The organism is Dyadobacter sediminis (genome assembly GCF_005860765.1).
Taxonomy (GTDB): domain Bacteria; phylum Bacteroidota; class Bacteroidia; order Cytophagales; family Spirosomataceae; genus Dyadobacter; species Dyadobacter sediminis.
The window spans coordinates 493,200-516,370 of record NZ_VCEI01000021.1; the positions used below are offsets into that span (position 1 = coordinate 493,200).

Sequence of the window (23,171 nt, forward strand, 5' to 3'; positions counted from 1 at the left end):
AGCCATCTACTTTAAAATCAAGGAACGGATCGGTTCCATGGCCTTGTGCGTTTCCGGTTTGAAATCAAAACCCAGTATGGCGGCCATGGTGGCTGCAAGCTGAGCCTGATACAATTGGCCCTTGTTTTTTGCTTCACCGGATGCTTTGATGTCCGGGCCCATTGCCGCAATCCAGATCTCTCCGGAATCTTTGATCAGTGCGCCGTGCCCGATCCACTGTTCTTTGATCTGGTTGCCGCGTCCGTGATCGCAGGTTACAATCAGAGTCGTTTTGTCCTTGTACTGCGGCATGGACTGCAGCAATGTCCACAGCTCCGAAATCATCTGATCTTCCGCCTTTGCCGTTTCAAGGTATTGTTCATAATTGCCCTGATGCGCAAATGCGTCCGTTTCGCCCAGTGCGAGATACAATACTTTGGGCTTGTAGGCCTTTACATATTCCCTGGCAGCAAAGTAAGTGAGCAAGTCGGGGCGTTCGGTTGTAGGCTTGTTGCTCAGGCGCTGCATTTCATTGAGAAGCTGAAATTCTTTTGATAGAAATGCAAGCGAATCGCTGTCGGCATTGATGTACAGGTTGCTGTTTGCGCGGTCGAGCAGAAAAGGAAAAAGATCTGAAGTAGCAAAGACGGCCACTTTTCCTTGATATGCATTTTGCCTGTTAATGAATTCCAGCACATTCTGCGATTTGCTTGTAACAAGCCGGTTGGAACTTATCGCAGGATCAGCAAAGCCGGTCAGCATTTCACTGAAGCCGGGATAAGTAAGCCGGAAAGGATTGGTAACATCCGCCGTATTTCCGAAATTCCTGTTGCCGTACGCTACGCCTTTGGAAACAACTGTATTCCAGAAAAAGGGCATCAGTTTTTCACGGCGCTTGTTAATAGCATCATTCCAGTACCGGCTTTTTATCCGGTCTTTGTTCCTGGTAAACTGCGGTTTGTTGATCAGTACGGAATCTGCGCCTTCAAAAACTTCCTGCCAGCGCATGCCGTCCAGTACAATGACAACCAGATTCTCCGTCTTGCGGGATTGGGCAAAAGTGTGTGTAAATGACAGCAAGGCAAACGTTAAGGCAAGAAGTACGTTCATAGCTTGAAAGCCTGACGTGCCAGCAGCACCCATTCGCCTTTGGTTTTTTGCATAACCATTAAAATGCCCAGTTTGACTGAAGCCGGATCTTTGCCTTTGTTATGCGTTTCGCCCGCCAGTTTGTGCCGTACAAGCGCCACGTCGCCGGAAATGGAAATGGTCTGGTCGGAAAGCTCGATTTTAGTAAAATTAGATTCTTCACTGGTCAAAGCCCGGATGAATTCTTTTTTATCTTCCAGCAATCCGTTGGAATGGCCGTATGTAAGCATGGGCGAAGTAAGTTTGTTCAGGGCTTCTTCATTGGCATCTACAATGGCAACCCGCAGTTTTTCCACGGCATCTGCAACTGCTTTTTCATCTTTGCCTTGTGCAAATGCAATTATATTTCCAAGTAGCAGGAAAACAGCGAGTAACAACGTTTTTTTTATTTTCATTTTTACAATAATTATGGAATTTGAACAGAATACAAGTTTAAGCAATGGTTGCAAATATAAAATCTGCCATGCCTTTGCTGTTAAAAGCCGGTTCAGGATTTCTCCTACTGATCGGAATGCGACGCAGGTATTTTCGATTTCCTGCCTAAATTCGCAGCTTCGCTGAATAAATTGTAATTAAAGTTAATTTCTGTTGAAATGATCAGTCTTCCCGTTCAGGATTCTCTTTTCAATTACCGCGTGGCTGGCGTTGCCATTCTGAACGGAAAAGTGCTTATGCATAAAACGCCGTCGGATCATTTCTGGAGCCTGCCGGGCGGCCGTGCGGAACTGTTCGAGTTTTCACAGGATACGCTGCGAAGGGAAATGCAGGAGGAAACGGGAATGCTGGTGCAAGTCGGTAAAATGCTCTGGATTTCGGAAAACTTCTTTCGCTATAACGGCATCAGACATCATGAAATCGGCTTTTATTTTGAAATGGAAATTCCTGACTTAAAGGACCAGACGGATTTTTCAGGAAGTGAAGGCCAGGAAGAACTGCTTTTCAAATGGCTGGATGCGGAAAGTCTGCACTCCATTAAGATTTATCCGGAGTTTCTTGCCGCTGCACTGGCTCAGAATCCGCTTGAAACGGGTCATTTTACATCCGGTTTCACCGATCTGGACGGGTTGTAATCTATTTGGTCATGTAACGCCACGTCACCGTTCCGACCGTATTGGGTTTGCCGATTTCAGCCTTTGAAATACGGCCTTTCAGCAACCCGTTTTTCTGCCGTTCCACTTTGATTTCCCGCCACGAGAAAAGCCCTTTTTCATAATCAAACGATTCACTGTCGTCGTCGTATAATTTATAACTGCCATTTTTTACTCCGTAATGCCGGATTTCCAGATCTACTTTCTGGCCGGATCCGGGCGCATGCAGCATAGCCGGCATCATCGGGATTATTCCGCCGTCTTTTACAAAAACCGGTATCCGGTCCAGTCCGGGTGAAATGGTGATCACTTCGGCTTCGCCCGCCAGCTTGCCCGTATAGAAATCGTACCATTTCCCTTTTGGAAGAATCACTTTCCGGAAAGTCTGGCCGGTAAAAAGCGGTGCCACCAGTAAAAATTCGCCTGCCATGTACTGGTCTTTTACTTCGTTCGCCACGGCTTCTTCATACGGGTTTTCTTCCAGGTTGCGCACCGTTTTTTCTTTTTTCAGACCAGAGCCGAAACCTTCCTCCAGACTCATTCCACGGAAAGGCGGCGTGCCGTTGTAATGATATTTTGCAAATTCTGAATACCAGTAAGGCATCATCTGCATGCGCAATTCCGCAACGGCTCTAATCTGCGGCTCCACTTCCGGGAAAGTCCAGGGCTGCATGCTACTCGACCACGCATTGATCATGGCCATCGGGGAAAAACAAACCGTCTGAAACCGCCTCAGCCATTCTTCCGCCGTTTTGGAAGCCCGCACTTCCGGCGTCCAGAGTACGCCTGCATAGCCGCTGTTGATGAGCGCCGTAATGAAATCCTCGTGACTGTAATTATCGTTGTAAATGACATACGGAAAGGAAGCACCGCCGGCATTGGAAGCACGCACAAGCCCGTAAGTACGCGAACCGTTTCTTCTGAACATGTCATAACTGTATTTCTGAACGAGCAGGCCGTAAGTCTGGCGGAGCTGTTCCGAAGTATGTCCGGAAGGAAAAGTGGCGACATCGGGCCATAAATAGGAGTCATAACCGTCCACTTCATCGATTTTATATCCGCTTACGCCGATTTTGACATGTTCTTTTTCGAAAAGATCAAACAGTATTTTCGAGGCTTCGGGCATGGACAAATCCGGCACGGTTCCGTTCCAGACCGTATGTGTACCGGTGTAAGGTTCTATTTTTTTGTAAATGGATGCGTCCGGAGAAACATAGGGGTTTGTCCAGAGATTGATCTTGATTTTTAATGAGTCCATTTCGCGGATAAATCCGGAAGGATCGGGAAAGCGCGTTTTGTCCCATTCGAACGTGCATGGATAGGATTTGCTCTGCCAGCCGGGTTCCAGGCCGATGAAATCCAGTGGAAATCCTTTTTGTTCAAATGCTTTTGCTTCCTGCCTGACCTGTTCCGACGTGTAAAGGCGGTTTACACGCTGCGTAAACCCGAGCCCCCAGCGCGGAGGAAGGCAGCCGCCTCCGCTCAAAAGGTTGAAGCGTTCGATGACGTTCACCGGTTTTGGTCCTGCAAAAACATAAATTTCCACACCTTCGGCCGGAACAAGCATCTCAACCGCATCGGAATACGGCCTTGCACTCCAGTTTTCATCCGTGTTGCGATCCTGTACTTCGGGCGGGTTCTTACTGTCTTTCCGTACGCCGGAACCTGCGTAAACATCTATGTATCTGGCAGCATTTACAAAAATTCCGTAACCCAGTGAAGAAACATAAAACGGAACCGGCGCATGCGTACGGCCGTTGTCGGATTTTCCGTAATGATCGGCATGCAGCTGAAGAATCTGTCCGCGCTGGTGAATGTGCTGGAAATTCAGGCCAAACCCGAACAGCTGTTCTTTTTTCTCAAGCGGAAACCGGAGGTATGTTTTGCCGTTTATTACCCTGGCATCAATGTCTGCCTTGTTTAATGGAAAGGGGGCATTTTCCAGTTTTTCCAAAGCCGGCGAAGGGATGGCACCGGCGGCTTTCAGAAGATCGTAGGAGTCCGGTTTTCCGGCTATGCCTTTCCAGATTCCGGGATGTATTTCGTTCCATTCCATACTTTGCGCAAAGAGGAGCGAAGGAATGCAGAGTAAAAGACAAAAGATGCTGCGTGGAAAGTTGCTCATATGAAAAAGCGAGATAAGCGATCAAAGAATAGAAGCCTTTATCAGGATTTTATACTATTCGTCAGCATGATCCGACCGAAAGAAAAGGAATAATGTTGTTTACAGACCGGCAACGGTATCAAATTGGTTACAACCGTTATATTTGGATTTGCTGCGTTATGCAGGTTTTTAATATCATGCTGAAGAAATCATCTTTAACCTATGTCTGCTGAGAAACGAAGCGATTCCAAGCTTCCCAATGTAGGAACGACCATTTTTACAAGAATGTCCAGGCTGGCGGAAGAGCATCAGGCCATTAATCTTGCACAGGGCTTTCCGGAATTTGACTGTACGCCGGAACTGAAACGTATGGTGGAAAATTCCATGAGTTCGGGTAAAAACCAGTATGCACCCATGGCCGGCATCATGCCGCTGCGGGAAGCAATTTCAGAAAAGGTACTGAAAAGTTATTACAGGCAATATCATCCGGAAACCGAAATAACCATTACAAGCGGTGCAACGGAAGCACTTTACACCGCCATAACGGCTTCAGTGCGCCCGGGCGATGAAGTAATTGTATTTGAACCAGCTTACGACAGCTATGTTCCCGCTATTGAACTGAATGGCGGAATCCCGGTTTTCATTACACTTGATCCGCAGTATCAATCTGTTGACTGGAATGAAGTCAGGTCGAAAATCACTTCCAAAACCAAAGCAATTATCATCAATACGCCGCATAATCCTACGGGAAACGTATGGATGCAGGCGGATATGCAGCAACTGGCGCTGCTTGCGGAAAAACATGACCTGACTGTTATCAGCGATGAAGTTTACGAGCATATCATTTTTGACGGGCGTATTCATATTTCTACCGCTTCCATTCCTGCGCTTGCAGAACGCACGTTCCTGTGCGGCTCATTTGGTAAAACTTTTCACATTACCGGCTGGAAAACAGGTTACTGCATGGCGCCGGCAGCAATGACCGCAGAATTCCGGAAAATACACCAATACCTCGTTTTCAGTGTTGCAACGCCTTTTCAATACGCCATTGCCGAGTATTTGCAAAAACCGGAGCATTATACCGCTTTGTCCGCATTTTACCAGAACAAGCGCGACCTTTTCAACGAGGCCATTGCGGGTACCGGATTTATTTTCAGGCCTTCGCAGGGAAGTTTTTTTCAGAATGTATCGTATCAGAATTTGTCTGATGATAAAGATGTTGCCGTGGCCGAGAGGCTGACGGCAGAGGCGGGTGTGGCTTCCATTCCGGTTTCTTCTTTCTATTCCAAAGATGTGGATTACAAGGTACTCCGGTTTTGTTTTGCAAAAAATGACGATACCTTGCTCCGTGCCGCCGAGCAGCTTTACCGGTTTGTCTGGAATTGATTTTTCTGAACAGCCCGTCCGTTTTCAGCTTATGATGTTACTTGTCCCGGAATAAAGTCGAAAAAATCAGCCGCCGTTATTTCTTGAAAAGCAAAGCCCTTATCGGCTGGATTTTGGTAATGATCAGCGTAGGAATCAGCAGGATAAGTCCCGAAATAACAATGGTAATAATATTCACCATCAGAAATATCGGCCAGTCAAACACGATGGGGACCGTGTCCATGTAATAATTGACAGGGTCGAGGGAAATGAGTTTGAAATGGTACTGAATCCAGCAGAAAAGCAGGCCGACCGCATTGCCGATGATCAGTCCGCGCCGGACCATGTAAAGCCCGACTCTCAGAAAAACCCGTCTGATCTGTTTGTTCGGGCTTCCAAGCGTTTTCAGTAACCCGATCAAAGGCGTGCGTTCCATGATCATGACCAGCAAAATGGAGATCATGTTGAAACAGGCAACAAAAAGAATGAGCGTGAGGAAAACAGCCGTATTGCGGTCCAGTAAAATAAGCCAGTCAAAAATTTGCGGAAAGCTGCTGGTTACTTTCTGCAGATAAACCGAAGGCGGAAGGATCATTTTCAAACGATCGGAAACTTCATCGAGTTTCTCAAAATCTTTTAAGTAAACTTCATAAGTCCCGATGGAATCCGGTCCCCAGCCATTCAGCCGCTGAACAAGCGCGAGGTCGCCGATGACGAGATTGTTGTCAAATTCCTCCATCTGCGTGTCGTAAATGCCCGAAATGTTCAGTTTTCTGGGACGTGGCGGATTCTGCAGGGTATACAGAATTACATCGTCGCCCGTTTTCAGCCGGAGTTGCGCGGCAACTTTCCTGCTGATCAGTATCTCAGACGAATAGCCGTATTTGATGGACGAAGAGTCTTTTCTGCTGATCAGATTTCCATCCTTAAGGCTGCTTTTGAAAGCATCCCAGTCATAATCCTCGCCGACGCCTTTCAGAATAATCCCTTTTATTTCCTCCGGTGTTTTCAGGATTCCCGATTTATGCGCGACGGTTTGCCAGCGTTTTATTTCAGGGATTTTGGGCAATGCATCCGAAACAGCGTTTTTGAGCGGGATCGGGCCTTCTTCATACGTGTTGCCGATTGAAAAGGAACTGATGTTGATATGCGCCCCGAAAAGGAATATTTTTTGCTGGATTGTTTGCTTGAAGCCGAGCAGGACGGCAAATGCAATGATTCCGACGGCAACTCCAACAGCAATGCTGGCAACGCCTATTCTTGAAACTGTGGCCGAAAATGAGCCTGCTTCGTTATGACGAATGCGTTTGGCAATGAAAGAGGGAAATTGCAAGAGGAATCAGTTAATTTTATGTTCAGCAAAAATAGGGAAAAAGTTTGCCCGTATGAAAAAGCAAATTTTATTAAGTTGCCGGCATACAGTTTTTATGCATAACAGAATCTTTATTCATTAATCAGATACTAATTCTATGCCTTTGATCAAAGCGGCTTCCGGAGTAGTCAATCAAACGCCGATGGCGTGGGAATCCAACACAAGGAATATTATAAATGCCATAGAAGAAGCCAGAAAACAACAGGTGACTTTGTTGTGCCTGCCGGAACTGTGCATTTCGGGTTATGGTTGCGACGATTACTTTTTTGCTCCCGATCTTGTTGAACAGGCGCAGCGCTGCCTGCTCGAGATTGTGCAGGAAACGGCCGGAATGGTGGTGGCAGTCGGGTTGCCGGTAAGGCATAACACGAGCATTTACAATGCTGCCTGCCTGATTTCCAACAAACAGATCGTGGGTTTTTACTGTAAACAGTTTCTGGCTAACAACGGCATTCATTATGAAGCGCGCTGGTTTCGCCCGTGGCAGCCGGGCATTGTGGAAAGCATTGAAATAAACCAAATGCTGTACCCGATCGGCGATGTCGTGTTTGATATCGTTAACGGGCCTATTCAGGGCGGATCAAATGGCGTGAAAATTGCCTTTGAAATCTGTGAAGACGGCTGGGTTGCCAATCGTCCGGCCAGACGTCATTACGAGCGCGGCGTGGATATTATCCTGAATCCGAGCGCAAGCCATTTTGCATTCAACAAGTTCATGACGCGTGAAAAGCTGGTTGTGGATGCTTCCAGGGCATTTTCGTGCAGTTATATTTATACCAATTTACTGGGTAATGAAGCGGGACGCGCGGTTTATGACGGCGATTCCATGATCGCATCCAACGGCGATCTGCTGGCTTCAAGCCCGCGTTTCAGTTACGAGGATTATCTGATTACGACAGCGGTTATCGATACGGAAATTACCAGATTAAGCCAGGTTCAGAGCAAAATCACCGTTCCGACAAAAGACAGGACGTGGCGGGTACAGGGCCGGTTTGATTTTCCGGTGATTGATCCGGTTCCGCAGCAGGTTCCGGATATTGAGCCGTTTGAAAAAGGAGGCGCGCTGAAAGAAGAGGAATTTGCCCGCGCAGTCTGTCTGGCCATGTTTGATTATTTAAGAAAAAGCAAATCCAGAGGTTTTACCATTTCGCTTTCCGGCGGAGCGGACTCCTGTGCATGTACCGCCTTGTGCGGGCTGATGATCCGGCTTGCCGATGAAAGCATCGGAATGGAAAAATTCAAACAGAAGCTTTCCTATATACAGGAAATCCAGCATGCGGAAACCGAAGAAGATCTTGCGCTGGCATTGATCCACAATATTTATCAGGGAACAGAAAACAGCTCCACGGACACGCTCGAATCCGCGCAGTCCCTGGCGGAATCCATCGGTTCCACTTTTTACAATGTCAATATCAACGGGCTTGTCGAAACGTACAAAGGCCTGATCGAAGAACAGATCGGCCGGAAACTGACGTGGGAACAGGACGATATTGCACTGCAGAATATTCAGGCGCGTGTTCGTGCCCCGGGCGTGTGGCTGCTGACGAACTTGTCCAATCATTTGCTGCTTTCCACTTCCAACCGCTCGGAAGTAGCCGTCGGATATGCCACGATGGACGGCGATACGGCGGGAAGCATCAGTCCGCTGGCCGGCATTGACAAGCATTATCTGCGGCAATGGCTCCGCTGGCTGGAAACGGCCGGATGCGAGGTGAAAGGCAAACACATTAAAATTGAAGGTCTGAAAAAAGTAAACAGCCTGCAGCCAACCGCGGAACTGCGCCCGCTTGCCAATACGCAGACGGACGAAGCGGATCTGATGCCATACGAATTCCTGAATGTACTGGAAAAACACGCCATCCGGGATAAAAAATCGCCGCTGGAATGTTACCGCAATCTTCAGGTCGGTTATAAAGGAATTTATGCCAGCGAGCAGATTCTTGCCTGGACAGAACGTTTCTTCAAGTTATGGAGCCGGAATCAGTGGAAAAGGGAACGCTATGCGCCGTCTTTCCATCTGGACGATCTGAACCTTGATCCGAGAACGTGGTGCCGTTTCCCGATTCTTTCAGGAGGATTTGAAACCGAACTGGCAGAATTGCGTGCCTATGCAGAAGGCAGTTCCATGCAGAACGGAAGAAAAAGGATCGGATTTTAATAGATAAACAAGCTTCTTGATGGCCGGTATTTTCAGGAATGCCGGCCATTATTTTGTCATTTGATCATTCCATATTTTGCACGGGCAGCACTTTTGGACATGCCGTCGAAATGCCACCATTCGGTTGTATTGGTTTTGAAGCCGGCTTGTGTCATCACGAGTCGCAGGATTTTTCGGTTATCAATCTGCTTTTGGGACAACTTGCCTTTTTTCAGCATTTCCGGCTCGGAGCGCGGGTAAGCAAGCGGACCGAAAAAGTCGAATTTGGTGCCCATATCCAGCGGAATGCCTTTTTCATCTGCAACCGTCAGATCCACCGCACAGCCAAAATTATGATTCGAGCCTATTTTCGGATCAGCTACATACTGCGTTTTGCTTTTTTGAGGGATTTTTAAATGGTCCAGGGCATTCCAGAGGTCGTATTGTACCGAATTGGGCCGGGCTGCATCGTATACAAGCAGTCTGTAGCCGGGGTGCGATTGTTTCAGAAGTGTGTTTGCCTGTTTCAGTCTTCTGGCCATTTCCGGCTGTAAATACGCATTTTCAAGATTCCCGTAAACGTCTTTTCCAATGAAATTATCCGTCGTGGAATATTTCAGCTCAACCTTGATGTCCGGGTCAATGGTCTGAATATTGACCAGTCCCTGTTCTATCATTTTCTGCTCAATAGCCGGAATTGCACGCTTGTTTACATCTTTTTGACTATAACTGCTGAAATAAAAAAGGCAATGGATTAAACTGAAAAAGAAAACTTTCTGAGGCATAAAAAAATGAATATCTGTTGCGAACTGCTGCAAAGATATTCATTTCCCGATGGTATACTTTCCCGGTTCAGAACCGCCGGAATCAGTATCTTTTGATATTGATGCTCGTAAGCCCGCCTTCGAAGTGAACGATAATTTTATTTGCAGACTGTTCAAAATCCGGTGAACGGTACAATCCGTTACTTACCTTATCCATGTCGTCCATGTTTTTTGCATTCAGCGCGCCGTCCATATGCATTTCGCAGCCGACTGTTTTTGGTATTTCGAGCGTAACGGATGCAACGCCGGCTTCAATTTCAACATTGGATTCTGCAAGTTTGCTTCCCATCCGGATTTTCATGTCCGCAACGCCGGTACTTACTTTCAGCTTTTCCACTTTGTAGTTACTGAAATCAAAATTGCCGTTCCCGGCCCCGATGCCGAGATCAATGTTCCAGATCGGTTTTTCATTAAGCTGTATTCTGGCGTGATTGGAAAGTTCGCCTTTTTTTATTTTGATATTTCCGTCTTCCATTTTCAGGTTCACCGTTGCCGATTTGTCCAGTTTATTGATGGAAGTGTTGGCCAGGAATTTTACTATGGAGCTTTTTGTATTGGCTTCAAAAAGCTTTGCTGTATTTCCGTCCATTGAAAAGGATCCTGCGCCGCCTTCAAGATGAAAATTGGCTTTCTGTATAAAATCTTCCATTTCATACTTGTAAAAACCGTTTACCGGCCTGCTATCATTTTTTCTGCGGCGATCATGCTCATAGTCTCTGTCCTTGTCTTCATCGTCGTTGCGGTCATCGTGATAACTGTCTTCGTCATCATGGTTGTCATCATCATCGTCATTCCAGTTGAAGTTCCATTTATCCTTGTGGCGGTCAAAAGCCCTGTCTGTCCGATTGATGATCCCTCCGAAAACAGCAAGTGTAACCAGCAGCCCGACCAGTCCGCCCGATGCGCCGGAAGTGTTATGTTCCCGTCCCGTTGCAAGCAGGACGGCTCCGGCAATAATAAGTAAAACCGGCCAGTAAGGAAGTATTTCATCCCAATGGATATCCAGCAGGTTCAGATTTCGTAGCAGCCAGAGCATTCCAAAAATGATCAGCAGTCCGCCCCAGACCAGTCCGCGCGAGTTTTTCATGATTTTATATGTTTGATCTGTTGGAAATATCAGAATTCAGGAAGTTGCGTAAAAGCAGCAGCCCACCCGTTGTGATCATGATAATCGGCCAGAAAAAACGGCCGAAATCAAATGATGTAAGTTCTTCTATCAGAAAAAGGGAACCTGTAATGATCAGGATTACGCCCCAGAAAATGTTTCTAAAGTTCATGGCTGAAAAGTTAAATGTGAGATTGGGAATGTTACTGTAACTGGAAATGCTTTTTCCTCAGTTGACTTTTATAATCTGATCGTCTTCATCATCGTCCCGCTTCTTGTTTTGCGGATCCTCCGGAAAGTGCGAAGCAGAAGTTGTGGAAGCCGGCGAAAACGGCGTATAAGGCTGCGGCTCAGGATCGGGCGTTACAGGATCAACCGGCGGAGGCGTCGTAGGATAAACGGTCGTATTGCTTTCCTGATCTTTGTCCCGCTGGCGAAGGATCAGGAATGCGCCGATGGCAATCAGAATTAACGGCCAGAAATACTGCTTGAACTGGTACCAGATCGGAAAATCATCGACAAGCATCACAGCGCCGAAAAATATCAGCACGCCGCCCAGTATCATCACCGTCTGGTCCGACCGCTTTTTATCCCAGACGGGATCGGAAGTTCTGGAAGCATTGCTTTCAAAATTTGTAGTGTAAACATCTGCCGCCGGGCCGGTCGGCAGCACCGCCCAGAGGATGATATAGATAATGCCGGTCCAGCCGAAGCTCGGCGGAATGGGCAGAAGCAGCATGACAACAAATAAAATCCGGACAATAACAACATCTATTTGCAAGTATTGGGCAATTCCGGACGCAACTCCTCCAAAAACAGCCTGATCAGGTATGCGGTGCAATTTCTTTTCCATGATTAGTTAAACGTTTATTTGTAATCAAAGGTAGTAGGTAATGCAAGATACTGTAAACCGAATCATTATTATCGGCTGAATGCCGTGTTAAGCGGATTTATTTGAGGAGAGCCTATTTTGCAAAACCGGTCAGGAGCTGCAAAGAGCACTATTTCTGTTGTTTAAAAGTGATTTTATTTAACTATAACCCATCAAAAAACCTTACTGTTCTTCCAATGCTTCCAGAATATCCATCATGCTGCCGAAATCCTTGTAGCCCGGACGTATTTCTTCGCTGCCGCGCAAGGCAATCCCGACATTCGGAAAGCGTTCGGTCAGTTCGCTCACCATGGTTTCATTGTCCAGTCCGAAGCCGACGAGAACAGGATATTCCGCTGTCAGATTTTCCAGCACCTGCATCCATGCTTCGGTAAGGGTTGTTTCATTATCGCTTTCCAGCAAAAAATAGGAAACTTCTCCATCGTAACGGCTGCATATGGAATCGATTTCATCGGCATCGTACAAATCGGCACTGATCCTTAAAATCAGCGGCAGGTTCAGCTCGCTGCGTAAATAGTGAAGCATTCCCGGCGTTTCTACCTGAACGGAATGTACCGGATAACTGCTCAATGCATTTATAATTGCCTGCGGGTCGGTCTGCGCGGTTTCCGCCACCAGATTTACGCCGGCCAGCCATGAACAGATGTCTTCAAATTTCTTTGGGGAGATGTAATTGGGAGAATCTTCATCTATTGAAAAACCAAGCATTTCTACGCCCATTCCTGCGCAATAACGGGCATCGGACAAGTTTGTAACGTTGCTTACTTTTACTGTTCTGCTTAACATACGCGATTATTGATTGTTCAATAAAGGTAATCGTTTCCAATTTTATTTTCGGTTTATACGCCGGAAAAAGCAAACCATAGCAAGATTTCAGGCCGTTTGAAAAGCAGTGTTCCAGCATTCCCTGATCTGGAAAGTTTGTTATGATGCTAACGCAAAAAAGGCAGGAACCGTTAAGTCCTGCCTTTTGGAAACAAGTATTTTAAAATAATCAGTTTGCTGAAAACCTGTATTTTGTGGTTGTATTGTAAGTGTCTCCGGGGTTCAGTACCGTTGACGGAAACTGCGGCTGGTTCGGAGAATCGGGATAATGTTCTGTTTCCAGGCAAAAACCGAAACGTTTTACGTAAGTAACATTTTTTCCTTTCAGGCTTCCGTCCAGAAAGTTTCCCGTGTAAAACTGAACGGCAGGTTCCGTTGTGAACACTTCCATTTTCCTTCCGCTTTCCGGCTCTTTCACCGTCGCAAAAAGCATCAGTCCGGGTTCTGTTCTTTTAATGACCCAGCAATGGTCAAATCCGCCTGCATTTTCAAGCTGTTCGTCCGTTTTGCTGATGCCGTCGCTTATTTTGACCGATTTCCTGAAATCAAACGGCGTTCCTTCCACAGCGCGCAGCTTTCCGGTCGGGATCAGGTTTTTGTCAACAGGCACGATGCTGTCCGAAACGAGCGTCACTTCATGGTTCAGAATGTCGCGCTTCAAACCCGTAAGATTGAAATAGGAATGGTTTGTAAGGTTTATAACCGTTGGCTTATCCGTTGTCGCATGGTAGTTTATGGACAAAGCGTTGTCATTATCCAGCGTGTAAGTAACTTTTACGGTCAGGTTGCCCGGATAGCCTTCTTCCATATCCTTGCTCAGATATTCGAGCTGAAGGCCAACAACAGAATCCTGTTTGATCTCGGTTGCTTTCCATAAAACTTTGTCAAAACCCTTTTTACCGCCGTGCAGTGAATTCGGGCCGTTGTTTATAGCCAGTGAATATTCCTGACCGTTCAGCTTGAACTTTCCCTTTGCAATCCGGTTTCCGTAACGTCCGACCAAAGCGCCAAAAAACGGGTTTTCTTTCAGATAAGGTGCAAGCGAATCAAATCCGAGCACAACATCCGTCCAGGCGCCACTTTTATCCGGTGCTGTAAGTTTGGTAATTATCCCGCCATAATTGGTTATGTTGACGGTCATGCCATTGCCGTTTGTAAGCGTGTAAAGTTCCGCTTTCTGGCCGTCTGGAAGTTCACCGAATGTTTCTTTGGAAATGGTACTGATCATTTTTTCTTCTTGGTTGGTTTTGGAGCAGCTGAAAATACAAAAGCCAATCAGCGCAGTGAGTAAAAAAGGGATCTTTTTCATGTACGGTTTGTTGTTGGTCGTTCGGGTGTTTATTACAACTGGGTTACTTCGTCGGTTCCCGCTGTAATTTTTACTTTATAACAAGGAAGATCTATTTCATACTTTTCTTTATAGGATTCCTTCATTTTATTTTCAAATTCGGGAACAGCCTCTTTTTGTACAAGATTGATCGTGCAGCCGCCAAATCCTCCGCCCATCATCCGGGCGCCGAGTACCGCGGGATTGTTTACGGTCTGTTCCACCAGAAAATCCAGTTCCGGACAGCTTACTTCGTATTCGTGCTGCAGGCCGTAATGCGTTTCATACATTTTCTTTCCAAAATCTTCCAGATTTCTTTGCACCAGAAAATCGCATGCATCCTGCACGCGCTGAATCTCTTCCGTAATGTATTTGCAGCGGCGGTAAACGACATCGCCCAGCTCATCTTTATGCCTGTTCACCATTTCGGGCGTTGCATCACGCAGGCTTTCTACTTCGGGATAATGCTGTTTCAGGATCGCAATGCCTTTTTCACATTCCAGCCTGCGGGTATTGTATTCCGAACTGGCCAGTGAATGCTTGACGTTTGTATCGCAAAGTACAATCAGATAATCATGCATCGGGAACGGGAAATACTCGTATTCGAGCGAACGGCAATCCAGACGGATGACAGATTCTTCTTTCCCGAAAGCAGACGCAAACTGATCCATAATGCCGCATTGCACGCCGACGTACTCGTTTTCTGCTTTCTGCGACATTTTTACAATCGTGAATCGGTCAAGCCCAAGCTGAAAGATCTCGTTCAGTCCAAACAAAAGACAGCATTCCAGCGCAGCCGAAGACGACAGGCCGGCTCCGACCGGAACGTTTCCGCCGAACACGGCCTGGAAACCTCCGATTTTCAAACCTTTTTTATAAATCTGCTCCACAATGCCCAGCTGGTAATGCGGCCACGACTGTTCCGGTTTGGAAAGATCGTTCAGTGCAAACGAGTACGATTCATCCAGATCGGCCGCAATCAGCAGAACATGATCGTCGTTTCTCGGCTCAATCACAAAATATACGGCTTTATCCACGCTGGCAGGCAGTACAAAGCCGTTGTTGTAATCGGTATGCTCGCCGATCAGGTTGATCCTGCCCGGCGAACGGAATACCCGGGCATTGTCCGCATTGCCAAATTCAAGGATGTATCTTTCCTTTATTCTGTCTAGAATTTCTGTTTCTTCTGCAAATAACATACACTGAAATTTTACTTAATATCCTTTTACAAGGCTTACTTCATTCACAATATTGCTGCCGTTTTCAAGCGCGAAAATGTTGTTCAGAAACAAATCCACTTTCCCCATGTGTTCATTGCGGTGGCCGCCTCCGGTATGCTGCGTAAGGATCACGTTATTCATTTTCCAGAGCGGGCTTTCCTGAGGTAACGGCTCCATTTCGGTAACATCGAGCACGGCGCCTTCCAGTTTGCCCGAATTCAGTGCTTCAATCAACGCATTTTCGTCCGTCGTACTTCCTCTTCCCACGCTTGCGTACACGCTTTGATCCTTCATGGCTGCAAAAAAATCGGCATCGGCAAAATGAGTCGCAGTTCCCGGCAGCGTATTGATAACCAGATCCGCATGGGGAAGTTCGTTGAACAGATCCTCACGGCTGTGAAGGTCCGCTTCCGGCGAGGTTCTGGCCATCAGATGCGTGAAGCAGCCGAAGCCTTTCAGAATTGTGTTCACGGCCATGCCGATTGTACCGGCACCCAAAATGATCACATTCTGCTGATGAAGGATTTTCAGTTCCGAGCGCAACTTTGCCCCGACCCATTCCGGTTTTTGTTTAAGAAGCGTCAGTTTGTCGATTCCGCGGTAAAGCGCCAGCACGCCGCCTATAATGGATTCGGCGCAGGGATGTGCAAACCAGTCGCCCATATTGGCTACTTTCACTTCACTGCGTATCGGAATGGAAGCATACTGATCAAATCCTGCCGAGTCCAGCTGCCAGAATTTAAGACGCTCCGAACAAGCATCAAACCAATCTGCGGGCGGATTGCCGAGGATGTATTCAGCATGCTGAAATTCAGATTTCGCTTCTTCGTCAGCCGTTGACTCTGTACGGAAATGAATGGTATGCTGCGGAGACAAGGCTTCGCCGAGTTTGTTCCTCAGCGATTCATCAAGCATGGAATGACAGTAAATAACCATTTAATAGTTTAGTTTAAAAGAAGCAAATTAAAACCTTTTACCTGTTTTTACACGGTCTTGTGTTTTTATGTCCGTTTATGACTGTTCAGATCACCGGATCAGCGCCAGTATTTTCTTTCCTCTCGAACGGAATGCAGCTTTTTCAAATTCCATGCCTTCCTCAATGATAATCTGCAATTCTTTTTTAATCTCCGGGTAAATCAGTGAAAGTCTGTACAGAACGGTGAGGGAAAAAGCGCGTATGGCAACCGGAACCATCCGGTCGGCGGCCCGTTCAAAGCATGCGTTCATTACTCCGGCGTGAAATGCTTCGGGAATGGCAACATTTCCCAGAATCCTGACACTGTTTCGGATCACAGCATCGTGCACATCTTTGCGTGTCAGACAGGCGGCAAGTTCTCCGATGTACGGCCGGACCAGATCCGGTCTTTTCTCGGCGGCAATGCCGGCACTGTATGCGGCCCGCTGCGCAAGCCGGTAATGTTCGCTGAAAAAGCAATGCATCAGTTCACTGAAAGTTTCTTCATCCGTACAGGCGTAATCCGCCACGCGCATGGCCAGTTGCCGGGATTGTGCCGGATCGGCCAGAAGTGTTTTTTCAATGTCCATACATGCGGGATAAAGAATTTTTTACACGTTAAAGCCAAAATGCGAACCACTTTTTGAAATGAAAAACAAGTGCTCCGTTTTTCAGGCGGAGCACTTGGCATGATGATCCGTTACAATCACATTTTTACTGGATTTTACCGACCATATCTTCGGGTTTTACCCAGGCGTCAAATTCATCGGGCGTTACATATCCGAGCGCAACAGCCGTTTCTTTCAGCGTGGAGCCGTTCTTGTGCGCCGTCTGCGCGATTTCCGCTGCTTTGTAATAACCGATTTTGGTATTGAGTGCCGTTACAAGCATCAGTGAATTATTCACATGTTTTTTGATATTCTCATGCAAAGGCTCAATGCCGATTGCGCAGTTGTCATTGAACGAAACACAGGCATCGCCGATCAGCCTTGCGGAATGAAGGAAATTGTACGCCATCAAAGGTTTGAAAACATTCAGCTCGAAATGGCCGTTTGATCCGCCGATACCGATTGCAACGTCGTTCCCCATCACTTGTGCCGCCACCATGGTTATGGCTTCACACTGCGTCGGATTCACTTTTCCGGGCATAATGGAACTTCCGGGCTCGTTGTCCGGAATATGGATTTCGCCGATGCCGGAGCGCGGGCCGGAAGAAAGCATGCGGATGTCATTTCCGATTTTCATCAGACTTACTGCAGTTGTTTTCAGTGCGCCGTGCGCTTCCACAATGGCGTCGTGTGCGGCCAGTGCTTCAAACTTGTTTTCGGCAGTAATGAAAGGAAGCCCGGTAAGTTCTGCAATATGTCTGGCGACATTCTCCGAGTAGCCTTCCGGCGTATTGATTCCGGTCCCTACGGCAGTTCCGCCCAGTGCAAGTTCCGAAAGATGCGCAAGCGTGTTGGAAATAGCACGCAAAGCATGATCCAGCTGCGATGCATAGCCCGAAAATTCCTGTCCGAGCGTAAGCGGCGTGGCATCCATAAAGTGCGTACGGCCGATTTTAACCACATTCTTGAAAGCTTCGGCTTTTGCTTTGAGTGTATCGCGGAGTTTTGTAATGCCTGGAATCGTAACGTCCACAAGGATTTTGTAAGCGGCAATGTGCATGGCCGTCGGATACGTATCGTTGGATGACTGCGACTTGTTTACATCATCGTTCGGGTGAAGGAATTTGGTTTTATCGGCCAGGTCTCCGCCTTGCAGAACATGCCCGCGGTATGCGATGACTTCGTTACAGTTCATGTTGGACTGCGTTCCGGAACCGGTTTGCCATACAACAAGCGGAAACTGGTCGTCCAGTTTTTCGGCAAGGATTTCATCACAGACCTTACCGATCAGATCACTTTTTTCCTTTGGCAGAACACCCGCTTCAAAGTTGGTAATGGCGGCTGCTTTTTTCAGATATGCAAAGGCTTTGATGATTTCCTTCGGCATTTTATTGATGTCCTGAGCAATTGGAAAATTTTGAATGGAACGCTGTGTCTGAGCGCCCCAGTATACATGAGCAGGCACCTGAACTTCGCCCATGGTATCTTTTTCTATGCGGTATTCCATTTTATATGTAGGATGAATATTGTAAATGAATAATGCGTCAACGGGGTAAAGTTAGGATTGAGCTTGCAGTTTTTGGTGTTTTTTACAGATAAATGTTTAGCGGCTAAAAAAGAATGTTTAGATTGTCCGGTACAAATTATGATTTCTGTAAAAGTATGATTCCGAAAATCAGCATTTATCCTGATTACGAAGCAATGAGCCTGGCAGCTGCTGATCGTGTCATTGCCTTGTTGAACCATAAGCCGGATGCTGTCATTTGTCTGCCTTCAGGCAGTACGCCGGTCGGTATGTTCCGGGAACTTGTTTCCGCCAGTCAGAAAGGGAACGCGGATTTTTCACGCTGCATTTTTGTAGGGCTCGATGAGTGGGTCGGGCTGGGCGGTGATGACGAAGGAAGCGGCCGTTATATGATTAACAGGGATTTTCTGAAATCCGTCGGGCTGAAAGACAATCAGGTTATTTTCTTTGACGGAAAAGCAAGGGATCCGTATCTGGAATGTGAAAGGATCAATAAAATCGTTTCTGAACTTGGCGGTCTGGACCTGATCGTGCTTGGCGTCGGGCTGAACGGCCATCTTGCCCTGAACGAACCCGGAACTGCGTGGAATACTTATGCGCATGTTGTGGAGCTGGATGAAGTTACAAAAGTTACCGGGCAGAAATATTTCAGCAAAACGGCTGTTCTTGAAAAAGGCATTACAATGGGAATCCGGCATATACTGGAAGCAAAAACGGCCATTCTGCTTGCCAACGGAAATCAAAAAGCAAAGGTTATACAGCGTGCGCTTTCATTTCCCGTTACCCCGGCTTTTCCGGCAACCGTACTGCAGAATCATCTGAACGCGGAATTCCTGCTGGACAGGGAGGCAGGAAGTCTGATCGACTGGACTTCTGAAAATATCTGATTAAAGCTTTGAACAAAGCATTTTTCATGTCCATGCTTGCGGGAAGTATAAACAGATTTCACTTTTCAGGCTGTTTGTTTTTTTGAAAAAAAGATAATTTATCGCGTTCCATTTAGAAATTCCGGCGCTGTTCACTTAAAACAAGGGCTTGTTTTTGAGCGAGCTGATTTCAGCCTAAATTTGCCCTGTTCTTTGTGAACGCCCGTCAATCGGGGTAGTGGTTTTCGCTTCCGGAGCCCTCATCCGGAATAGCAGAAATTAAAAAGGAACCGTGTGCAATTCACGGGCAGTCGTGCTACTGTAAGTATTCGTTCTGTAAAGTGCAGATCAGTTTTTTACCCTTGCATTCCATTGTTGTTGAAGGTTTTACAAGCCGGCGCAGCGAGAAGGATGGTGAAAAATAATACAAGCCAGGAGACTTGCCGCTACGCTCAATAGCTGTCAACTCACGAAAAGAAGGCAGTTAAGCATTGATTTTACAGTTACATTTTCAGGATTCCGATCTTCAGCAGGATTGATTCTTACGGAAGCGGACTTTTATGTTTTACCGTATAAAACCGGATTCCTGCCTTGTAACACGTACAGATCATCACGGAACAAATGCAATCCGACGGATCGGGACGGGGGTGTTTTCAAAGGGTTTTTATTAACTCTTTAAAAGCAGTTTTATGTTATCACACAATCTCGGTTACCCGCGCGTAGGAAGCCAGCGGGAACTCAAAAAAGCCAACGAACAGTTCTGGGCAGGAAAAATCGACAGGGATGCATTGCTCAAAGCGGCGCGTTCGGTGCGTCATCAGAACTGGGAAACACAAAAGAATGCAGGCATTGACCTCATTCCTTCCAATGATTTTTCCCTTTACGATCAGGTTCTGGATACGACATTAATGGTCGGCGCCATTCCGGAGCGTTATCATCAGCTGATCGATGGAAAGTCCAACCGCGAGCTGGATCTGTATTTTGCCATGGCCAGAGGCGTTCAGCGCGAAGGAATTGATATAAAAGCCATGGAAATGACTAAATGGTTTGATACAAACTATCATTTTCTGGTTCCGGAATTTGTTGTCAATCAGGAATTCAGCCGCTATTCCGACAAAGTAATCATCGAGTTTGAAGATGCGCGTCAAAAAGGTATACTTACAAAACCGGTATTGGTCGGGCCGGTTACTTACCTGCTTCTGGGCAAGGAAAAAGAAAAAGGTTTTCACAGAATTGATCTGCTGCAAAACCTGCTGCCCGTTTACATCTCCATTTTGAAAGAACTTTCCGCACGCGGTGCCGCATGGGTACAGCTTGACGAGCCGGGCCTGGTGCTGGACCTGAACGAAAAAGAAAAGCAGGCCTTTCAGTATGCTTATACCGAGATCAGAAAAGCGGTTCCGGAACTGAAGATCCTGATTGCCACTTATTTCGGCGCACTGGAAGATAATTTGTCTGTTGCCGCTGCATTGCCGGCGGATGCATTGCATATCGATGTAACGCGCGGTTCGGAAAGCCTGTCCGGAATTCTGGAAAATGAAGACTTTGTGAATTCTTCCAGAATGCTTTCGCTTGGCGTTGTGGACGGACGCAATATCTGGAAAAATGATTACCGGAAATCGCTTGCATACATCAATGTAGCCAAAGAAGTTTTGGGTGAAAACCGGCTGATGATCGCACCTTCTTCTTCGCTGCTGCATAGCCCGTATGATCTGGAACTCGAAAAAAATGAGGAAATCCTGACGCCGGAAATCAAGGACTGGATGGCATTTGCAAAGCAAAAACTGCATGAAGTTTCGGCACTCGCGCGTTTGTCCGGCTCAGATTTTCAGAAGGATGAAGCATTCAAAACAAACCAGAAGTCTATTGAAAACAGAAAAAATTCGGCATTGATCCATAAGCCGGAAGTGAAAAACCGGGTAAGAAACGTAAATGCAAATGATTTTGAACGGCAAAGCCCGTTTTTGATCCGGCAGACGGTGCAGCAGGAAAAACTGAAACTGCCGCTTTTCCCTTCCACGACAATCGGCTCTTTCCCGCAAACGAATGAAGTCCGTCAACTGAGGGCCAATCTGAAAAAAGGCATTCTGACCGTTCAGGAATACGAAAACCGGATCAAGGAAGAAATTGTCAGTTCACTGCGCTGGCAGGAAGAACTGGGAATTGACGTACTTGTGCACGGCGAATTCGAGCGGAACGATATGGTGGAATATTTTGGTGAAAACCTTTCCGGCTTTGCATTTACACAAAATGGCTGGGTGCAGAGTTACGGCAGCCGGTGCGTGAAGCCGCCGGTCATTTACGGCGATGTGGAAAGGCCGCAAGCCATGACGGTAAAATGGTCTTCCTTTGCGCAGGCCAATTCTGATAAACTCGTAAAAGGAATGCTGACCGGGCCGGTGACGATTTTGCAATGGTCTTTTGTCCGGGACGATCAGCCGAGAAAAGAAACCGCTTTCCAGATTGCGCTGGCCATCCGGGATGAAGTTTCAGACCTTGAACAAGCAGGCATTAAAGTCATACAGATTGACGAGCCGGCCATCCGGGAAGGGTTGCCATTGCGGAACAAGGACTGGAACAATTACCTGCAATGGGCCGTTGATGCTTTCAGGCTGAGCGCTGCGGCAGTCGCCGATCAGACACAGATCCATACGCATATGTGCTATTCCGAATTCAACGACATCATTGCATCCATCGCTGCACTGGATGCGGACGTAATCACGATTGAGACCTCGCGTTCGCAGATGGAATTGCTGGATGTATTTGCCGAATTTGAATACCCGAACGAAATCGGACCCGGTGTTTACGACATTCATTCTCCGCGCGTGCCGACGGTTGAAGAAATGGTGCAGCTGATGGAAAAAGCGTTGAAAGTCATTCCGGCAAGAAACCTGTGGGTCAATCCCGACTGCGGTTTGAAAACCAGAAAATGGCCGGAGACAGAAGCTGCTTTGCGGAATATGATTGCAGCGGCAAATTCGCTGCGGAAATCCGTCGCGGCTGCGTATTGATTGAATAGTACTAAATTTGTCAGGAATCAAGGCATATAAATCTTTTATACGTCCCGATTCCTGACATTTGTTTGATGCTTAGGCTACGGCAAAGCTGCTGTTGATAAATATGTTTTTACTATAAAGGTCCAACGTTTTGACACTCGAAGAAAAAATACTTGCCTCGGAAACACGCGTTTTCAAAACTGTTTTTCCCAATAATACCAATCATTACGATACGTTGTTTGGCGGAACGGCATTGTCCATGATGGATGAAGTTGCATTTATTGCAGCCACACGCTTCTCGCGTCTCCGCTGCGTAACGGTATCCTCCGACAGAATCGATTTTACACACCCGATTCCGGCTGGAACCATCATAGAATTGGTCGGGCGGGTGGAGACAGTAGGAAATACAAGTATGAAAGTCCGCGTGGATATTTTTGTGGAAAAAATGTACGAAGAAGGCCGGGAAAAAGCTGTTACCGGGATTTTTACCTTTGTAGCGCTGGACGAGGATCACAAGCCGGTAAAAATCGTCTTGCAATAGCCTGACTTTCTCAATGCAAAGCGGATGAGCTTTCCTGATTACGCTCCATGGTCAGGAAAGCTCATTTTAATAATTGGTCAGAAAGTTGAACTGGAAATGGCATTAGCAAACTTCAAAATGCAGGCTGTTTTGACAATCCTTTTTTAGCCTGTAACTGACCGTTCGTTAAAAATTCTGTATTTCATCCTCTGAACTTGACCGGAGGGTAATTTCAAAATTTTCTTTTCTGCAGACAAAATAGATTTGGCGAAATGTTAATTTTCTCCGGATCCATGCTGCATAAGAATTGGCCT

At 46.8% G+C, this 23,171-nt stretch carries 20 protein-coding genes and 1 riboswitch; of the genes, 6 read left to right on the top strand and 14 right to left on the bottom strand.

Annotation, left to right across the window (positions count from 1 at the left end; translation table 11 throughout):
* Positions 1 to 6: 6 nt before the first annotated feature.
* Together FEM55_RS09365 and FEM55_RS09370 are read right to left on the bottom strand one after the other, a co-directional pair.
* A complete protein-coding gene (locus FEM55_RS09365) occupies positions 7 to 1,089 on the bottom strand; it encodes an alkaline phosphatase family protein (protein ID WP_171036523.1) in 1,083 nt (360 codons plus the stop codon).
* Positions 1,086 to 1,523 (bottom strand): nuclear transport factor 2 family protein, encoded by a 438-nt coding sequence (locus FEM55_RS09370; protein ID WP_229209179.1) that lies wholly within the window; start codon positions 1,521 to 1,523, stop codon positions 1,086 to 1,088. The genes FEM55_RS09365 and FEM55_RS09370 overlap by 4 nt, the downstream gene beginning before the upstream one ends.
* 198 nt (positions 1,524 to 1,721) lie before the next feature.
* On the opposite strand from FEM55_RS09370, the gene FEM55_RS09375 reads away from it, so the two are divergent.
* Positions 1,722 to 2,198, top strand: a complete 477-nt coding sequence (locus tag FEM55_RS09375; protein ID WP_138281067.1) for an NUDIX hydrolase — start codon at positions 1,722 to 1,724, stop codon at positions 2,196 to 2,198.
* Between the two features lies 1 nt (position 2,199).
* On the opposite strand, the gene FEM55_RS09380 is transcribed toward FEM55_RS09375, so the two are convergent.
* A complete protein-coding gene (locus tag FEM55_RS09380) occupies positions 2,200 to 4,341 on the bottom strand; it encodes a glycoside hydrolase family 31 protein (protein WP_138281068.1) in 2,142 nt (713 codons plus the stop codon).
* A 201-nt stretch (positions 4,342 to 4,542) separates the two neighbouring features.
* Between FEM55_RS09380 and FEM55_RS09385 the strand changes: the two genes are divergently transcribed.
* Complete coding sequence (locus FEM55_RS09385) at positions 4,543 to 5,706, top strand: methionine aminotransferase (RefSeq protein ID WP_138281069.1); 1,164 nt, start codon at positions 4,543 to 4,545, stop codon at positions 5,704 to 5,706.
* Positions 5,707 to 5,782: 76 nt separating this feature from the next.
* On the opposite strand, the gene FEM55_RS09390 is transcribed toward FEM55_RS09385, so the two are convergent.
* Positions 5,783 to 7,018, bottom strand: a complete 1,236-nt coding sequence (locus FEM55_RS09390; protein WP_138281070.1) for an ABC transporter permease — start codon at positions 7,016 to 7,018, stop codon at positions 5,783 to 5,785.
* Between the two features lie 136 nt (positions 7,019 to 7,154).
* On the opposite strand from FEM55_RS09390, the gene nadE reads away from it, so the two are divergent.
* Positions 7,155 to 9,215, top strand: coding sequence for an NAD(+) synthase (gene nadE / locus FEM55_RS09395; RefSeq protein WP_138281071.1), 2,061 nt, complete (start codon positions 7,155 to 7,157; stop codon positions 9,213 to 9,215).
* A gap of 56 nt (positions 9,216 to 9,271) precedes the next feature.
* On the opposite strand, the gene FEM55_RS09400 is transcribed toward nadE, so the two are convergent.
* The 10 genes from FEM55_RS09400 to fumC all read right to left on the bottom strand — a co-directional run bounded on the left by FEM55_RS09400 (position 9,272) and on the right by fumC (position 18,457).
* Positions 9,272 to 9,979: a M15 family metallopeptidase gene (locus tag FEM55_RS09400; protein ID WP_138281072.1), complete on the bottom strand. Its 708-nt coding sequence runs from the start codon at positions 9,977 to 9,979 to the stop codon at positions 9,272 to 9,274.
* Positions 9,980 to 10,061: 82 nt separating this feature from the next.
* Positions 10,062 to 11,105, bottom strand: coding sequence for a toast rack family protein (locus FEM55_RS09405; RefSeq protein ID WP_138281073.1), 1,044 nt, complete (start codon positions 11,103 to 11,105; stop codon positions 10,062 to 10,064).
* A 4-nt stretch (positions 11,106 to 11,109) separates the two neighbouring features.
* Complete coding sequence (locus FEM55_RS09410) at positions 11,110 to 11,295, bottom strand: LiaI-LiaF-like domain-containing protein (protein WP_138281074.1); 186 nt, start codon at positions 11,293 to 11,295, stop codon at positions 11,110 to 11,112.
* Between the two features lie 57 nt (positions 11,296 to 11,352).
* The gene (locus FEM55_RS09415) at positions 11,353 to 11,976 is read right to left on the bottom strand and encodes a PspC domain-containing protein (protein WP_138281075.1); all 624 of its coding nucleotides are present in this window, start codon (positions 11,974 to 11,976) and stop codon (positions 11,353 to 11,355) included.
* A gap of 201 nt (positions 11,977 to 12,177) precedes the next feature.
* Positions 12,178 to 12,801 carry a hypothetical protein gene (locus FEM55_RS09420; protein WP_138281076.1) on the bottom strand — a complete coding sequence of 208 codons (624 nt, stop codon included), beginning with the start codon at positions 12,799 to 12,801 and terminating at the stop codon, positions 12,178 to 12,180.
* A gap of 208 nt (positions 12,802 to 13,009) precedes the next feature.
* Positions 13,010 to 14,149 carry an aldose epimerase family protein gene (locus FEM55_RS09425; protein ID WP_138281077.1) on the bottom strand — a complete coding sequence of 380 codons (1,140 nt, stop codon included), beginning with the start codon at positions 14,147 to 14,149 and terminating at the stop codon, positions 13,010 to 13,012.
* A gap of 32 nt (positions 14,150 to 14,181) precedes the next feature.
* On the bottom strand, positions 14,182 to 15,366 hold the full coding sequence (locus FEM55_RS09430) for a galactokinase (protein WP_138281078.1): 1,185 nt from the start codon (positions 15,364 to 15,366) through the stop codon (positions 14,182 to 14,184).
* A 15-nt stretch (positions 15,367 to 15,381) separates the two neighbouring features.
* The gene (locus FEM55_RS09435; protein ID WP_138281079.1) at positions 15,382 to 16,323 is read right to left on the bottom strand and encodes a D-2-hydroxyacid dehydrogenase; all 942 of its coding nucleotides are present in this window, start codon (positions 16,321 to 16,323) and stop codon (positions 15,382 to 15,384) included.
* Positions 16,324 to 16,413: 90 nt separating this feature from the next.
* A complete protein-coding gene (locus tag FEM55_RS09440; protein ID WP_138281080.1) occupies positions 16,414 to 16,932 on the bottom strand; it encodes a HEAT-like fold family protein in 519 nt (172 codons plus the stop codon).
* 124 nt (positions 16,933 to 17,056) lie between these two features.
* On the bottom strand, positions 17,057 to 18,457 hold the full coding sequence (gene fumC / locus FEM55_RS09445) for a class II fumarate hydratase (RefSeq protein ID WP_138281081.1): 1,401 nt from the start codon (positions 18,455 to 18,457) through the stop codon (positions 17,057 to 17,059).
* Between the two features lie 155 nt (positions 18,458 to 18,612).
* Here fumC and FEM55_RS09450 point away from each other — a divergent pair, with 155 nt between their 5' ends.
* The 3 genes from FEM55_RS09450 (at position 18,613) to FEM55_RS09460 (ending at position 22,878) form a co-directional block, all read left to right on the top strand.
* Entirely contained in the window at positions 18,613 to 19,362 is a 750-nt protein-coding gene (locus FEM55_RS09450; protein ID WP_138281082.1) for a glucosamine-6-phosphate deaminase, read from the top strand.
* Between the two features lie 201 nt (positions 19,363 to 19,563).
* Positions 19,564 to 19,803, top strand: a riboswitch (cobalamin riboswitch).
* Between the two features lie 227 nt (positions 19,804 to 20,030).
* A complete protein-coding gene (gene metE / locus FEM55_RS09455; protein ID WP_138281083.1) occupies positions 20,031 to 22,352 on the top strand; it encodes a 5-methyltetrahydropteroyltriglutamate--homocysteine S-methyltransferase in 2,322 nt (773 codons plus the stop codon).
* A gap of 136 nt (positions 22,353 to 22,488) precedes the next feature.
* Positions 22,489 to 22,878 (top strand): acyl-CoA thioesterase, encoded by a 390-nt coding sequence (locus tag FEM55_RS09460; RefSeq protein WP_138281084.1) that lies wholly within the window; start codon positions 22,489 to 22,491, stop codon positions 22,876 to 22,878.
* Positions 22,879 to 23,171 lie beyond the last annotated feature (293 nt).

Coding starts and splice junctions, on each gene's coding strand:
- FEM55_RS09405 (WP_138281073.1), bottom strand. CDS start 11,105: ATGAAAAACTCGCGCGGACTGGTCTGGGGCGGACTGCTGATCATTTTT.
- FEM55_RS09365 (WP_171036523.1), bottom strand. CDS start 1,089: ATGAACGTACTTCTTGCCTTAACGTTTGCCTTGCTGTCATTTACACAC.
- FEM55_RS09440 (WP_138281080.1), bottom strand. CDS start 16,932: ATGGACATTGAAAAAACACTTCTGGCCGATCCGGCACAATCCCGGCAA.
- FEM55_RS09375 (WP_138281067.1), top strand. CDS start 1,722: ATGATCAGTCTTCCCGTTCAGGATTCTCTTTTCAATTACCGCGTGGCT.
- nadE (WP_138281071.1), top strand. CDS start 7,155: ATGCCTTTGATCAAAGCGGCTTCCGGAGTAGTCAATCAAACGCCGATG.
- FEM55_RS09450 (WP_138281082.1), top strand. CDS start 18,613: ATGATTCCGAAAATCAGCATTTATCCTGATTACGAAGCAATGAGCCTG.
- FEM55_RS09415 (WP_138281075.1), bottom strand. CDS start 11,976: ATGGAAAAGAAATTGCACCGCATACCTGATCAGGCTGTTTTTGGAGGA.
- fumC (WP_138281081.1), bottom strand. CDS start 18,457: ATGGAATACCGCATAGAAAAAGATACCATGGGCGAAGTTCAGGTGCCT.
- FEM55_RS09370 (WP_229209179.1), bottom strand. CDS start 1,523: ATGAAAATAAAAAAAACGTTGTTACTCGCTGTTTTCCTGCTACTTGGA.
- FEM55_RS09380 (WP_138281068.1), bottom strand. CDS start 4,341: ATGAGCAACTTTCCACGCAGCATCTTTTGTCTTTTACTCTGCATTCCT.
- FEM55_RS09425 (WP_138281077.1), bottom strand. CDS start 14,149: ATGAAAAAGATCCCTTTTTTACTCACTGCGCTGATTGGCTTTTGTATT.
- FEM55_RS09430 (WP_138281078.1), bottom strand. CDS start 15,366: ATGTTATTTGCAGAAGAAACAGAAATTCTAGACAGAATAAAGGAAAGA.
- metE (WP_138281083.1), top strand. CDS start 20,031: ATGTTATCACACAATCTCGGTTACCCGCGCGTAGGAAGCCAGCGGGAA.
- FEM55_RS09435 (WP_138281079.1), bottom strand. CDS start 16,323: ATGGTTATTTACTGTCATTCCATGCTTGATGAATCGCTGAGGAACAAA.
- FEM55_RS09400 (WP_138281072.1), bottom strand. CDS start 9,979: ATGCCTCAGAAAGTTTTCTTTTTCAGTTTAATCCATTGCCTTTTTTAT.
- FEM55_RS09410 (WP_138281074.1), bottom strand. CDS start 11,295: ATGAACTTTAGAAACATTTTCTGGGGCGTAATCCTGATCATTACAGGT.
- FEM55_RS09385 (WP_138281069.1), top strand. CDS start 4,543: ATGTCTGCTGAGAAACGAAGCGATTCCAAGCTTCCCAATGTAGGAACG.
- FEM55_RS09420 (WP_138281076.1), bottom strand. CDS start 12,801: ATGTTAAGCAGAACAGTAAAAGTAAGCAACGTTACAAACTTGTCCGAT.